The sequence below is a fragment of the Nocardiopsis sp. NPDC055551 genome, assembly GCF_053619415.1.
The window spans coordinates 39,800-54,034 of sequence record NZ_JBSHJJ010000016.1; the positions used below are offsets into that span (position 1 = coordinate 39,800).

The 14,235-nt window shown below is 70.6% G+C and carries 12 protein-coding genes; 2 read left to right on the forward strand and 10 right to left on the reverse strand.

What is annotated here, in order from left to right; translation table 11 throughout:
• Positions 1–44: 44 nt before the first annotated feature.
• From ACWGSK_RS25320 to ACWGSK_RS25365, 10 genes are all read right to left on the reverse strand, one after another.
• Positions 45–884 (reverse strand): HpcH/HpaI aldolase/citrate lyase family protein, encoded by an 840-nt coding sequence (locus ACWGSK_RS25320; RefSeq protein ID WP_358514089.1) that lies wholly within the window; start codon positions 882–884, stop codon positions 45–47.
• Positions 881–2,089, reverse strand: coding sequence for a CaiB/BaiF CoA transferase family protein (locus ACWGSK_RS25325; RefSeq protein WP_452456950.1), 1,209 nt, complete (start codon positions 2,087–2,089; stop codon positions 881–883). The genes ACWGSK_RS25320 and ACWGSK_RS25325 overlap by 4 nt, the downstream gene beginning before the upstream one ends.
• The gene (locus tag ACWGSK_RS25330) at positions 2,086–4,137 is read right to left on the reverse strand and encodes an SUMF1/EgtB/PvdO family nonheme iron enzyme (protein ID WP_452456951.1); all 2,052 of its coding nucleotides are present in this window, start codon (positions 4,135–4,137) and stop codon (positions 2,086–2,088) included. The genes ACWGSK_RS25325 and ACWGSK_RS25330 overlap by 4 nt, the downstream gene beginning before the upstream one ends.
• Positions 4,134–5,489: an ADP-ribosylglycohydrolase family protein gene (locus tag ACWGSK_RS25335; RefSeq protein WP_452456952.1), complete on the reverse strand. Its 1,356-nt coding sequence runs from the start codon at positions 5,487–5,489 to the stop codon at positions 4,134–4,136. Before ACWGSK_RS25335 ends, ACWGSK_RS25330 begins: the two co-directional genes overlap by 4 nt.
• Complete coding sequence (locus tag ACWGSK_RS25340) at positions 5,486–6,658, reverse strand: ADP-ribosylglycohydrolase family protein (RefSeq protein ID WP_358514098.1); 1,173 nt, start codon at positions 6,656–6,658, stop codon at positions 5,486–5,488. Before ACWGSK_RS25340 ends, ACWGSK_RS25335 begins: the two co-directional genes overlap by 4 nt.
• A gap of 48 nt (positions 6,659–6,706) precedes the next feature.
• Positions 6,707–7,978, reverse strand: a complete 1,272-nt coding sequence (locus ACWGSK_RS25345) for an ABC transporter substrate-binding protein (protein ID WP_358514100.1) — start codon at positions 7,976–7,978, stop codon at positions 6,707–6,709.
• Positions 7,979–8,042: 64 nt separating this feature from the next.
• A complete protein-coding gene (locus tag ACWGSK_RS25350; protein WP_358514102.1) occupies positions 8,043–8,870 on the reverse strand; it encodes a carbohydrate ABC transporter permease in 828 nt (275 codons plus the stop codon).
• A gap of 3 nt (positions 8,871–8,873) precedes the next feature.
• Entirely contained in the window at positions 8,874–9,872 is a 999-nt protein-coding gene (locus ACWGSK_RS25355; protein WP_358514104.1) for a carbohydrate ABC transporter permease, read from the reverse strand.
• Positions 9,869–10,912: a LacI family DNA-binding transcriptional regulator gene (locus ACWGSK_RS25360; protein WP_358514106.1), complete on the reverse strand. Its 1,044-nt coding sequence runs from the start codon at positions 10,910–10,912 to the stop codon at positions 9,869–9,871. The genes ACWGSK_RS25355 and ACWGSK_RS25360 overlap by 4 nt, the downstream gene beginning before the upstream one ends.
• A 216-nt stretch (positions 10,913–11,128) precedes the next feature.
• On the reverse strand, positions 11,129–11,500 hold the full coding sequence (locus ACWGSK_RS25365; protein ID WP_358514108.1) for a VOC family protein: 372 nt from the start codon (positions 11,498–11,500) through the stop codon (positions 11,129–11,131).
• 360 nt (positions 11,501–11,860) lie between these two features.
• On the opposite strand from ACWGSK_RS25365, the gene ACWGSK_RS25370 reads away from it, so the two are divergent.
• Both ACWGSK_RS25370 and ACWGSK_RS25375 read left to right on the forward strand, forming a co-directional pair.
• Positions 11,861–13,297 carry an MmgE/PrpD family protein gene (locus ACWGSK_RS25370; protein WP_452456953.1) on the forward strand — a complete coding sequence of 479 codons (1,437 nt, stop codon included), beginning with the start codon at positions 11,861–11,863 and terminating at the stop codon, positions 13,295–13,297.
• A complete protein-coding gene (locus ACWGSK_RS25375) occupies positions 13,290–14,126 on the forward strand; it encodes a phosphosulfolactate synthase (protein WP_358514114.1) in 837 nt (278 codons plus the stop codon). Before ACWGSK_RS25370 ends, ACWGSK_RS25375 begins: the two co-directional genes overlap by 8 nt.
• Positions 14,127–14,235: the final 109 nt, after the last annotated feature.

The window sequence follows — 14,235 nt, forward strand, 5'->3', positions numbered from 1 at the left end:
TGCGGGCCGCCCCGTTCCCGATCCGGGAACGGGGCGGTTCGTGTTCAGCCGGTCGCGGCCAGGGCCAGGACCGCACGGGCCTGGTCGAGCATCGCCCGGTCCAGGAACGTGCCGTCGGCCAGGGCGACGGCCCCCACACCCGCGAGTTCGGCGTCGGTGACCCGGCGAACGACCTCGCGGGCCCGATCGATCTCCCCCGCACTCGGCAGGAACGCCTCGCCGATGACGGGCAGTTGCGCCGGATGGATCGCGGTGCGACCACAAAAGCCCAGGTCGCGTCCGGCCGCGCAAGAGGACGCCAGTCCTTGGAGGTCGCGCACGTGCGGGTACGCCGACATGACCGGCGGTGGCAGCGCGGCGGCGCGGGCGGCGACCACCACACGAGCGCGGGCCCAGGTCAGGCCGGTGTCGGTGGACACACGCAGGTCCGAGCGCAGGTCAGCCTCACCGAGCGCGATCGAGGCCACGGTGGGTGCGGCCACGGCCAGGTCGAAGGCGCGTTCCACCCCCAGCGCGGACTCGATCAGCAGGTGCAGGTCCCGTCCGGGCGACATCGCGGCCAGGGCACGCACCTGGTCGGGGCTCTCCACCTTGGGCACTCGTACGCCCACGTGAGCGGGGAGGTCGGCCAGGGCGGCCACGTCACCGGTGTGCCAGGGGGTTTCGGGGTGGTTGAGGCGCACCTGCACCGGCCGTTCCACCCGCGCCAGCAGCCGGACCGCCTCGGCCCGCGCCCGTACCTTGTGGGCCGGGGCCACGGCGTCCTCCAGGTCGACCAGAACGACGTCGGCGTCCCCGGCCAGGGCCTTGGCCACCCGGTCCGGCCGGTCGGCGGGCGTGTACAGCAGGGTGAGCGGCGGGCGGTCGGGATGGGTGGGGCTCACACCTGGCCCTCCTCTCGCAGTTCGGCGACGCGTTGGTCGGAGAAGCCGAGTTCGGCCAGGACCTCGTCGGTGTCGGCGCCGTGCGGGCGTCCGGTGAACCCGATGACGCCGTCGTGCTCGGAGAGCCGGAAGAGCGGACCCTGCATCAGGGTCGGCCCCAGGTCGGGGTCCTCGATCCGGTGGACGGTGCCGAGCGCCTGGAACTGGGGGTCGTCGACGATGTCCGCCCCGTCGTAGACCGGGGCGACGGCCGCCTCGGCCCGTTCGAAGGCGACCACGACCTCCTCACGGGTGTGCTTCGCGATCCAGGAGCCCACGGCCTCGTCGAGCTCGTCGGCGTGGCGTGCGCGTTCGGCCCCGGTGGCGAACCACGGTTCCTCGATCAGGTCGGGGCGGCCCACCAGGCGCACCACCCGTTCGGCGATCGACTGGGCGGAGGTGGAGACGGCCACCCAGCGCCCGTCACGGGTGCGGTAGGTGTTGCGCGGGGCGTTGTTGACCGAGCGGTTTCCGGTGCGCGGCTGAACTGTGCCGAGCCGGTCCCAACGGGTGATCTGCGGACCCAGCATGGCCAGGATGGGCTCGATGATGGCGGTGTCCACGACCTGGCCGCGACCGGTGCGCTCGCGAGCCGACAGGGCCACCATCACCGCGTAGGCGGTGGCCAGGGAGGCGATGCCGTCGGCCAATCCGAAGGGCGGCAGGGTGGGCGGTCCCTCGGGTTCGCCCGTCATGGCGGCGAACCCGCTCATGGCCTCGGCGAGGGTGCCGAAGCCGGGGCGGGAGCGGTAGGGGCCGATCTGCCCGAAGCCGCTCACCCGGGCCAGTACCAGTCGGGGGTTGCGCGCGGACAGGACCGCGTAGTCCAGGTCCCAGCGTTCGAGGGTGCCGGGGCGGAAGTTCTCGATCACCACGTCGGCCCGCTCGGCCAGGGCGAGGAACACCTCGCGCCCGCCGGGGCCCGACAGGTCGGCGGTGACGGTCCGCTTGTTGCGGCCCAGGGTCTTCCACCACAGGTTGACGCCGTCGGCGGCGGCCCCGTGGGTACGCGCCGGGTCGGGTCTGGTGGGGTGTTCGACCTTGGTGACGTGTGCTCCCATGTCGCCCAGGTGTTGGGCGGTCATGGGGCCGGCGAAGAGCGTCGAGGCGTCGACGACGCGCAGCCCGGTCAGGGCCCCACGGTCGGGGTCACGGGAGACGGTCACGCGGGTTCTCCCTCCTTCCCCGGCAGGTCCCAGGCGCAGCGGAAGCCGACCGTGGCCGAGCGTGCCTGTCCCAGACCGGGCAGCAGGAGTTTGACGCTGTGGTCGGGCGCCCGGCGACCGCCTTCGACGTACCAGTCGGATCCGTGGGCGTGGTGGTCGCTGCCGCCCTTGAGCATGACGAAGCGGGTGCGCCCGTCGCTGTGTTCGCTCTCGGTCCAGTTCCACACCGCGGGCTCGCCTCGGCGCAGTCCGCCCTGTTCGCCGGCGAGCTGCCACTCGTCCTCGGTGGGCAGGCGTCCGCCCCGCCAGGCGCAGTAGGCGCGGGCGTCGTCGAGGTCGACGAAGGTCACCGGCTCGTCGTGCGCGGACGGATCGGGTCGGCCATCGATCCAGTGGTCGAGGAGGCGGTGCGCGGTGTCCGGGGTGTGGCCGGTGGCGTCGAGGAACTCGGCGAACTCGGCGTTGGTGACCTCGGTGGCGGCCACCGCGACGGGGTGGGCGAGCTCTCCGTCGCGTTGGAGGGTGCGGGCGTCGTGCAGACGGGGAGAAAGCGGTTTCCACTCGTCGACGTAGGGCGCGCCCTGGTACATGCCGGTCTCGCGTCCCCGGTGGCGCACGGTCAGCACGTAGGGGCCGGCCGGGACGACGACCGCGTCCGTCTCCGGGCCCGGACCGGCGTGCGAGAACCTCGGCGCCCGGGGGGTGACCCGGTGGGCCAGACGGTGTGGAAAGCGTGCGTCCGGGGTGTGCGGTCGTTGGGAAAGCTCTTTCACCAGGTCTGGGAGCCAGTCGGGCACGGCCGTCCCCGGTGCCACGTGCAACAGCGCGGCCACGCCGTGGGCGGGCACGAGGGTGTGCCCGTCTGCGGCGAGCCGACCACCACCGGTGAGGTCGAAGTGGACCCCTTCCCGCACGCCGGGGTCGGTGAGCACCGGCCCGTCGTGGTCGGTTCCGCGGGTGTTGGCCAGGGTCCACAGGGTGAGGCCGCCGTGCTCCCACCTGGAGGCGTACACACCGGCCTCGTCCGCGTCGGGATGCAGTTCGGCGAGCGGGGTCCACTCCCCCTCCAGCAGCAGGTCGCCCGCGGCGCGCTGGACGGCGACCATGCGGGCCAGGGTGGCGGCGTCGCGCGCCGACCAGCCCACCCACACACCGAATACCACTTCCCAGACCATGAGGCCGACACCGTTGAGCCAGGCCGACCGTAGTTCCTCGGTGTGGTCGCGGTGCCAGCGCCGTACGTGGTGCTGCATGTGGCGGCGCTCGTACCAGTGCGCGCGCAGCACACCGGGCACGGGAGAGTCGGCGAAGAACTGGGCCCAGGAAGCGGAGTGGTCCTGGATCCGCTCCACCGGGAGTTTCGACTCCCCCTCCAGCACCACCCCGGGCCTGGCCTCCTCCAGCCGGTCCACCAGTTCGGGTTCGGCCTTCTTGAGGGTGTCGAGGAAGACCCCGTCGGCCTCCAGGTCGGCCACGAGCGCGGCGAGTTCGGTGACGTCGTCGGCGCCGCGTCTGGTGCCCACGTCCCAGGGGTTGTAGTCGACGAACACGCGCACCCCGGCGGCGTGCAGGGTGTCGATCAGCCCGCCGGGGCCGGACAGTCCCGGAACCTGACGGTAGTGGTCCCACTGGTTGCGATCGTCCAGGCCGATCACCGGGTAGGCGTGCCAGAGCACGAGGGCGTCCAGTCCGCCGAAGCGTGCCCGGGCGTCGGCGAGGAAGCGTTCGGGGGTGAAGCGATGTTCGGCGAAGGAGTAGAGCAGTTCGTCCCACAGCCACACCTGGGCGACCGTGTGGCAGCCGGCCGCCCAGGTCGCCTCGGGGCGTGTGTAGGCGGAGTCGTCGTAGTGGTGCCGCGCGCGGGCGTCCTCGCGCCAGGCGTGCAGGCGCGCCCGCCAGGCGGGACGGTCCGCGGACCGTTCGGGGGCGGCGAAGATCTTGGCGTCGTCGAGTTCGGCGAGGTGTTGGGAGGTGGGGGCCTGCTCCAGCGGTACCTCGGTGGGCCGGTCGATCGGGCGTGGGACCAGGGGGTCGAAGGTGTAGGTCATGGGGTCCTCGGGGAGTTCGGGTCGGGCTCGACGAGGGCGAGGGTGCGGGTGACGAGGTCGTCGATGCGGCGTTCGCCGCCGGGCAGTGAGGTGGCGATGCGCCCGTCCAGCGGGTCGGTCCACCGGGCGCCGACGCGGTCGAAGCCCCGCAGGGCACCCACGACGCCGCCGACCGTGGCCGCGGCCGAGTCGGTGTCCCAACCGGCGGTGACCGCGATCGACACACTCGGGGTGAACCCGCCCTCGCCCCGGGTCAGGGCGTAGGCGATGGTGGCGGCGTTGTTGAGCACGTGCACCCAGTGCAGGTGGCCGTAGGCGGCGTGCAGCCGGTCCAGGCCGGAGCGGACGTCGCCGCGCGCGGCCGCTTCCCGGCCCAGGTCGACCGCCTGGGCCGTACGGCTTCGCGGGGGCAGGACCGTGTGCGCGGCGTCCAGGACGTCCTCGACCGTGTCGTGGGTCAGGGCGCAGGCGGCCAGGGCCGCCGCCCACATGGCGCCGTACACGCCGTCGCGGGTGTGGCTGAGTCGGGCGTCGGTCCAGGCCAGGCGGGCCGCGGCGCGCACGTCGCCGGGGTTGGTCCACCCGTACAGGTCCGTGCGGATGAGCGCGCCGATCCACTCCCGGAAGGGGTTGTAGCGGGTCGCGGTCTCCGGGACGGGACGGGCGTCCAAGAGGTTGCGGTAGGCCGCGCGTTCGGCGGTGAACACACGACCGGCGGGCATGAGGTCGAGCCAGAGGGCGGCCACGTCGTCGGTGGTGAAGTCGCGCCCGTGCCGTTCCATCAGGGTGAGGGCGAGCATGGGGTGGTTGAGGTCGTCGTCCTCGGGCATGCCGTCGATGTTCTCCTCCAGCGACGTGCCCGCGCTGCGCCGGTTCCAGGGTCGGCGCGCGGCGACGTCGTCGGGCAGGCCGACGGCGGTGAAGTAGCGGTCCAGGGGCCAGCGGTCGGTGGCGCGCAGGATCTCCTCGATGCCCTCTCGGGGGATCTTCTCCACCGGTTTGCCGAGCAGGCACCCGGCGGCGCGGCCGGCCCAGGCGCCGTGCACGCGTTCGCGCAGGTCGTGCGGGAGCGCCGGTCGGGTCGGGGCGGTGGGCAGCGCGGTCTCGACCCGCGACCAGTGGTCGGGTTGCTCGGGTCGGGGCAGGGCGTCGAGTTCGTCGAGGAGGTCGCGGGCCAGTGCCCGGAGCCGGGGGTCGGCCGCCGTGGCACCGGCCCCGCCCACGGCCGGGACGGGGTCGCCCCCGGCGTCCGTCCATGTCCGGCGGATACCGGTGACGTCGTGGCCCTCGGCCTCGGACTGGACGAGTTCGTGGGCGAGCAGGTCCTCCGGTTGTGCCCAGGTGAGCCTCACGCGGACGCACCCCCTGTTCCGAGGGTGTCCAGCATCCGCAGTCGGGCGAGGGCTCGCTCACGGTCGGCCCGCAGGATGTCGGCGGCGGCCTCGCCCATGAGGTGTCCGGTCGCTCGGATGTCCATTCGGCTGGCCTCCTCCACCGGGTCGAGCCATTCGTCGGGGACGACGGACGTCCCGCCCAGCCCGGCGCAGATCGCCCCCGCCATGACCGCGATGGAGTCGGCGTCGCGCCCGTAGTTGACCGCGGCCAGCACCGATCCGCGGTAGTCGCCCCGGTGGCCCAGGAGCAGGCCCAGCGCGGCGGGCAGTTCCTCGATGGCCTTGGTCCGCGAGGGTCGACGCGCGTCCATGGACATGTTCCGGTACTCGGGGCCCACCGAGTCGAAGGGCGCGACCGTCTCCCGGACCATCCGGGCCAGGGCCCGTTCGCCCTCGTCGTCGGTGGGCGGGTCGCCGAATCCGTCCAGGGCCTTGACCATCGCCTCCAGCGCGGCCCCGGTCCCGTCGTGGGAGACCTCCAACGCCGTGGCGACGACGTCGTCCAGGGTCGCTCCGGGCGCGACCGCCGAGGCGACCATGGCGGCGAAGACCCCGGCCGCCTCACGGCCGTAGCTGGACTGGTGGGCGCCGGTGAGGTCGATCGCCTCGGCGTAGGCCGCGCGGGGATCGCCCGCGTTGGCCAACCCGACCGGGGGCACGTACATGGCCGCCCCGCAGTTGACGACGTTGCCGACCCCCGCCTCACGGGGGTCGACGTGCCCGTAGTGCAGCCGGGCCACGATCCACTTCTCGGCGAGGAAGACCCGTTGCAGCAGCAGGGCCGTCGACTCCAGTTCGGGGATCCAGCGCGGTTCGCCGATCATCAGCGGCACCAGGTCCCGCGCCATGGCGTAGGCGTCCAGGTGCTCACGACGCCCGGCGTACACCTCGACCAGTGCCCGGGTCATGAGGGTGTCGTCGGTGATGTGTCCGTCACCCTTGTGGTAGGGCGCGATCGGGCGGGCGTCGCGCCAGTTCTCATACCAGGGTCCGACGAGCCCGGTGACCCTGCCACCGTGCCGTTCCTCGATCTGTTCGGGTGTCCATCCTTCTGTGGCGCCGCCCAGGGCGTCGCCCACGGCGGCGCCGGTGATGACGGCCACCGCCCGGTCCTGCAACCAGTCCACGGGTCACTTCCCTTCGTCGGTGGACGCCGTGCGCGTCCGGGGGAACCGCTAACGAGTGATCTCGTCCCAGCCGGCCCGAAGCTCCGCCTCAAGTTCGTCGGCGTCGATCTCCTGGGCGAGGAAACGCTGGTAGGCGGGGGTGGCGACGGTGTCCTTCCACTGCGGGTAGGCGTCCACGAACAGGAACGGCGAGGACTCCAGGTGTTCGCCGGATTCGAGGATGGCCTCCCAACCGGGTTCCTCGGCCAGGGAGGTGCCCATGATCTCCCTGGCGGACTCGGTCGCCGGGATGAGGGCGTCGGCCTCGTTGAGGTCGGCGAGGTTCTCGGTGGAGGTGAGGTACTCCAGGAACTCGGCGGACTCCTCGACGTGCTCGGAGTCGACGTTGACCGAGAGGGTCTGCGGGTTGGCCGTCTGCCAGGGACCGGCCGGTCCCTCCAGCGGGGGCAGCACGACCCAGTCGAGGTCGTCGGGCGCGTCGGCCTGGATGTTGGCGGCCTGGAACGAGCCCTGGACCGTCATCGCGACGTCCTCGGCGTAGAAGGAGGCGAGCACGTCGGAACCGGACTGGGTGAGGCTGACGGGCTGGATGGACTCGTCGTCGTGGGCCATCTCCCCGACCAGTTCGGGCAGGGCCATCTCGCCCTCCTCCATGACCAGGCCCGCCTCGGAACCGGTGCCGTCGAAGAAGGTGCCACCGAAGGCCGGCGCCATGGACATGAACGCGGCCGTGGGACTGGACAGGCCCCAGCCCAGTCCGTACCGGTCGCCCGAGGTGGTGGCCTCGGAGATCTCGCGCAGTTCGTCCCACGTCATGGTCTCGCCGTCGGGGACCCCCACCCCGGCGTCCTCCAACAGGCCGCGATTGGCGAAGACCACGTAGGACTGCAGTTCGGTCGGGTAGGCCACGACCTTTCCGTCGACGGTCACCGAGTCCATGACGCCGGTGGGGATGTCCACGCGTGTGGCGTCCGACATCAGGTCCGACAGGTCGGCGAGGTAGCCGTCGACCGCGAAGGGGGCGATACCGGCGGCCTCGTAGTGGATGATGTCCGGCGCGGCGCCGCCGTTGAACTGGGTGATGAGCTTGTCGTAGATGCCGTCCCAGCCGGCGGGGACGATCTCGACCTGGATGTCGGGGTGTTCCTCGTTCCAGGACTCGACGATCCGTTCGGTGGCCTCGATGGCGGCGGGCTGGTCGGAGAGCGACTGGAACTCCAGTGTCACCACGCCACCGTCCTCGCCGTCACCTCCTCCGCAGGCGGTGAGGAGCAGCAACGTGGCCGGGATGGCCGCCACGGAGGCGACTCGGGTGTTCATGGAAGGGGGGTCCTTTCCTCAAGGTGAGCGGGGTGGTGGGGGTCGGACGGGTGCGGCGGGTGGCTCAGCCCTTGACCGCGCCGGCCATCAGGCCCCCGGTGAGCTTCTTCTGCAGGAGGGCGAAGAAGACGATGCTCGGGACGGCGGCCAGCACCGATCCCGCGGCGAGCGGGCCCAGGGCGACCTTGCCCTCACCACCGATGAACATCTTCAGCGTGATGGGCAGGGTGTAGTTCTCCGGTGACTGGAGCAGCACCAGGGCGAAGAAGAACTCGTTCCAGGAGGAGACGAAGGCGAACATGGCGGTGGCCGCCACACCGGGCAGCAACAGGGGCAGCACGATCCGGCGCAGGACGTCCAGTCGTCCCCCTCCGTCCATGGCCCCGGCCTCCTCCAGGTCGATGGGGATACCGGTGACGTAGCCCTGGAGCATCCACAGCGCGAACGGCAGCGTGTAGGTGGTGTGCACCAGTACCAGGCCGACGAGGCTGTCGGTCAGGCCGATGGTCCGCAGCACCAGGAACAGGGGCAGGATGATGAGGATGACGGGGAAGACCTGGCTGACCAGGATCCAGCCGACCCCGGCGGCCCGGACCATCCCCTTGAGCCGCGCCAGGACGTAGGCGGCGGGCAGGGCGATGAGGATGACCAACGCCGTCGAGGACAGGGCGACGAGCAGGCTGTTCCACGCCGAGCCCACCAACCCCTGGCGGGCGAGTGCCCGGACGTAGTTGTCGAAGTGCCATTCGGCGGGCCACAGGTTCACCGCGAGCGAGTTGAGTTCGGCGGAGGTCTTGAACGAGGCCGAGATCAGCCACAGCAGTGGGAAGCCCAGGAAGAGGATGTAGCAGGCCAGGGCCGCGTACTGGGCGGGTCGAACGAGAGTGCGCATCGGTCAGCCCACCTTGCCCTTGTCGTCCTGGCGGAACTGCGACCACAGGTAGAGGGCCAAGAGCAGGACCACCACGGTCACGAGCACCACGCCCATCGCGGCGGCGTAGCCGATGTTGCGGTTCTTGAACGCCTCCAGGTACGTGAAGAGCATCGGCAGCATGGTGCGACCGCCGGGCCCTCCCTCGGTCAGGACGTAGACCAGCGAAAACGAGTTGAAGTTCCAGATGAAGTTGAGGGAGGTGATGGAGGCGATGATGGGGCGCAGGCTCGGCAGGGTCACGTCGACGAAGCGACGCCAGGCGCCCGCCCCGTCCATGGCGGCGGCCTCGTGCAGTTCGTCGGGGATCTGCTGGAGTCCGGCCAGCAGCGTCACGGTGGTCTGGGGCATGCCCACCCAGACCCCGACGACGATGACGGCGGGCAGGGCCGTGGAGAAGTCACCGAGCCAGTTGATGTCGCCGGGAAGACCCACACCGTCCATGACCGCGTTGAGCGGACCGGCGTTGGGCGAGTAGATCATCCGCCACATGATGGCCACGACCACCGGGGGCATCGCCCACGGGATCAGGGCCAGCACCCGGGTGAGCCCTTGGAGCCGCAGCCCCGAGTTCAGCAGCAGGGCCAGGCCCAGGGCGGCGACCAATTGGAGCAGGGTGACCGAGACCGCCCACACCATGCCGATGCGGAACGACTCCCAGAAGAAGGAGTTGTCGAACAGCCGGCCGAAGTTGTCGAGGCCGACCACCTCGTAGTCGGGCCGGCGCACCAGGCGGGCGTCGGTGAAGGCCAACGCCACGCCCATGATCAGGGGGGCGACGCTCAGCACCAGGATCGGCAGCAGCGAGGGCATGACCAGCGCGGCGGCCTCACGGCGGCGGTTCCGGGCCAGGCCGCCGGGGCGCGGTCCCCGGTGCGCGGGGGTACGGCGGCCGGTGGGCGGGCCGCCGGGCGAGGAGGTTCTCCTGCCCGTGGTGGGGTCCTTGAAGGACAGGGTTCTCAAGGTGAGTCCAGGGAGAGGGGTTCGATGTCGTCGGGCAGGGCGGTGGGGTCGGTGGACTCTCGAACGACGAGCTCGGGTCCGACCTCGATCTGTCGGGTCCCCTCGTGGCTTCCCTCGGCCAGGCTCAGCATGATCTCGGCGGCGGCCCGCCCTCGCTCGGCCGAACCGAGGGAGACGCTGGTCAGGCTCGGCTGGAACACCCGGCCGAACTCGGTGTCGTCCATGCCGGTGACGGCGAGGTCCCCGGGGACGGTGAGTCCGCGTTCGCGCGCGGCGCGGATGGCGGCGATGGCCAACAGGTCGTTGGCGGCCACCACGGCGTCGAGCGGACGGCCCTCGGCCTCACCGGCCGCGAGCAGACGTCGGGCGGCGACCACACCGGCCGCCACGGTGAAGTTCTCGGCCTCCTCGACCGGCCCTTGGGCGCCCACGGCCTCGAAACCGCGCCGGCGCGCCTGGCCGGGGGTGGTGTCGAGGGGGCCGTTGAGGAACCCGATCCGTGATCGACCGAGTTCGCGCAGGTGGTTCACGGCCCGGGCGATCCCGTCGGCCGAATCGGTGGAGACCGAGTCGATCCCGTGTTCCTTGAGGGGACGGCCCATGACCACGACGGGGACCTCCTGTTCCCGCAACGCCTCGATGAGGGCGTCGTCGGTGCGCAGCGGGACCAGGATCATCCCGTCGACGAAACCGCCGCTGAGGCTGCGGACCAGCTCGGTGGTGGAGGTCGTGGTGTCCCCCGTGGACATCACGACCACGCGGTACCCGCGCGGGGCCAGCACCTCGTGGATGGCGGTCATCATCTCGACGTAGACGGGGTTTCCGATGTCGGCGACGGCGAAGGCCACCTGGAACGTCCTCTTCATCCGCAGCGAGCGCCCGATCGCGTCCGGGCTGTAGCCGAGTTCGGCGGCGGCCGCGCGGACGCGTTCGACCATGGCCGCGCTGGCTCCGCCTCCGTGCAGGGCGCGGGAGGTGGAGGACAGGGAGACCCCTGCCCGTTCCGCGACCTGGATCAGGGTCGCTCGTGAGGACGTCATCGTGGCTCCAGCCAAGCCGAGGGGGATGCGGAAACGTTTCCAGCCGCGCCGAGAGGCGGCGCGAGAAGAGATCTGGAAACGTTTCCGGAAACCTAGTGCCCTGATCCGGAGACCGTCAAGTCAGGCATTAGGGATTATTTCGGACGTCCGCAAGGCTTCCGGAGTCGACCTCAACGGCCCCGGATACCCACCCCACGCTCATCCCCCGCCGTGGGCTCAGTCCGAACGGACGAGACAGAAGGGGTGGCCGGCCGGGTCCACGAAGACCCGGAAGTTGTCCGGGGCGGGCTGGAAGTCGGTCTTGCGAGCACCGATCCCCAACACCCGCCGCTCTCCCTCGTCCAGGTCGGGGACGTCGAAATCGAGGTGGAGCTGCTGCGGGTGGGCGTCACCGGGCCATTCCGGCGGCACGTGGCCGGGGGCCTTCTGGAAGGCGATCGTGGCTCCGACCTCACTCGCGAGTTCGATCCAGCCGTCGTCCTCCCACGGCTCGATCCGCCATCCGGTGATCGCCGCGTAGAACTCGGCCAGGGCGAGGGGGTCACGGCTGTCGATGGCGGCCAGGCTGAACTTCGCGATAGGACTCATGGGCACCGACGATTACACGGCGCCGACCCCCGGTCAATGGTTTTCTCGGCCCGGCGAACCTCATCGTTCTCGCGCCCGTAGCACTCGGCCTGACACGGGGGCTCGACCACCCGGCTCCGCCATGGCGATGAGCAGCGGCGCCATCCCGCATAGCGACGTCGGCCCCGGACGCGATCACTCCTCGTAACCCTCCCCCTCGTCCGGACGGATCCCGAGTGGACCACCACACCGGCTCGGCCTTCGTTCCCGATCGGGCCCGGTGTGACGATACGCCCCCCATTTATCTTGACAACGAGATAACTATGAGTGATAATAAGGCTAGCCTTACCTAAGGATCAGATTCATTCCCAGGGGGTGCTCATGACCGAGGTACAGGGCATGGCCCGCTTCGTGGCGGGCTCCACGTTCGACGACTTGAGCGAAGAAGCGATCACCCAGTTGAAGATCCGGGTGCTCGACACGCTCGGCGTCGCCATCGGCGCACTGGACGCCGAACCCATGGTCGCGATCCGCGGCCTCATCGAGGATCTGGGCGGAAAGCCGACCGCCACGCTGATCGGCGGAGGCCGGACCTCCCCGGACCGGGCCGCCTTCCACAACAGCGCGCTGAGCCGCTATCTGGACTTCATGGACTCCTACCTCGCCCCGGGCGAGACGAACCACCCGTCGGACAACCTCGGCGCGGTCCTGGCCGCCGCCGAATCGGTGAACGCCTCGGGCCGGGAACTGCTGACCGCCTTCGCCGTGGCCTACCAGGTCCACTCACGGCTGTCGGACGTGGCTCCGGTCCGCGCCAAGGGCTTCGACCACACCACCCAGGGCGCCTACGCCGCGGCCGCCTCCGCCGCGAAGGCGTTCCGACTGCCCGTCGATCAGATCGCGAACGCGATCGCGATCTCCGGCACCGCCAACAACGCCCTGCGGGTGACCCGCACCGGCGACCTCTCGCACTGGAAGGGCCTGGCCTACCCGCAGGTGTCCAAGGAGGGCACGTTCGCGGCGCTGCTGGCCTCGCGGGGGATCACCGGTCCGGCGGAGGTGTTCGAGGGCAACAAGGGGTTCAAGGAATCCATCGCCGGGAACTTCACCATCGACTGGTCCAAGGAGGACCTGGAGCGGGTGCGGCGCTCGATCATCAAGAAGCACAACGCCGAGATCCACTCCCAGTCGGCCCTGGACGCCGCCCAGGCCATCCGGGCCCAGGCCGGTTTCGACGCCGACGCGATCACCGCCGTACGGCTGCGCACCTTCGACGTGGCGTACTCGATCATCGGCGGCGGGGAGGAGGGCGACAAACGCACCGTCCGCACCAAGGAGGAGGCCGACCACTCACTGCCGTGGATGGTCGCCGTGGTCCTGTTGGACGGTGTGCTCGATCCCGCCCAGTACGCGCCGAAGCGGATCGTGGCCCGGGACGTGCAGCGACTGATGCGCAAGGTCGAGATCGTCCCCGATACGGGGTTCTCGGCCCGTTTCCCCGAGGAGATGCCCGCCGACCTGGAGGTCACCCTGCGGGACGGGACCGTGCTGCGCGCCGAACGTTCGGCCTACAAGGGCTTCCACACCGACCCGCTCGACTGGGCCGGCGCCCGCGCCAAGTTCGACGCGCTGACCCGGCCCTTCGCCGACGCCGAACTGCGCGAGGAGATCGCGGAGATCGTGCGCGGCCTCGACTACGCCGACACCACCGACCTCACCGCGGCCCTGGCCAGGGTCCGGACCATCCGGTCCCGACCTCGCCCGCACGCTCCGAAAAGGGAAGAGGGCCCACGAGAAAGGGGACACCATCATGGGTAACGCCGTCCCACACGACGTGTCATTCAACTTCGTTCCCCGCGCCTACCGGCCGGCCAAGCCCCGCACCTTCGGGATGACCGAGATCCGGGCGCCCTACTACAGCACCTTCGGCACCCGCCACCTGCGGGACGTCTTCGATGTCGCCGGCCAGTGGGTCGACGGCATCAAGTGGGCCGGTGGCTCGTTCTCGCTGGTGCCGACCGAGCAGGTGCGCGCCTTCAGCGACATCGCCCACGAGCACGGAGCCTACGTGTCTTCGGGCGGATGGATCGAGACCGTGCTGCGCTACGGCGACGACGCGGTCGACCGGTACCTGAGGGAGGCCAAGGAGGTCGGCTTCGACGTCATCGAGATCTCCACGGGCTTCATCATGCTCAACACCTCCGGGTTGTTGCGCCTGGTGGAAAAGGTCGTCGACGCCGGGCTGAAGGCCAAGCCCGAGCTCGGGATCCAGATCGGTTCCGGCGGCGACTCCGGCCAGGCCGAGCTGGCGAGCGAGGGCGAGAAGGACATCGGTGACCTCATCGACCGCGCCGAGAAGACCCTCGAAGCCGGTGCGTCGATCGTGATGATCGAGTCCGAGGGCATCACCGAGAACGTGAACGAGTGGAACACCGGCGCCGCCGCGTCCATCATCAACGGGCTGGGCCTGGAGAACGTGATGTTCGAGGCCGCGGACGGTCCCGTGTTCGAGTGGTACGTCAAGAACTACGGCAACGAGGTCAACCTCTTCGTCGACCATTCCCAGATCCTTCAGCTGGAGGGTCTGCGGCAGAACGTCTGGGGCAACAAGTCCACCTGGGGTCGTGTCATCAACCCGGCGCCCTGATCCGGACCCCGGCCGGGTATTCGTCGAATACCCGGAACGGACACGCGTCGAAGGCGAGAACCAGGGCCGGCGCGGAGCCGGTCCGGAAAGCGTGAAGGGATACCCGGAT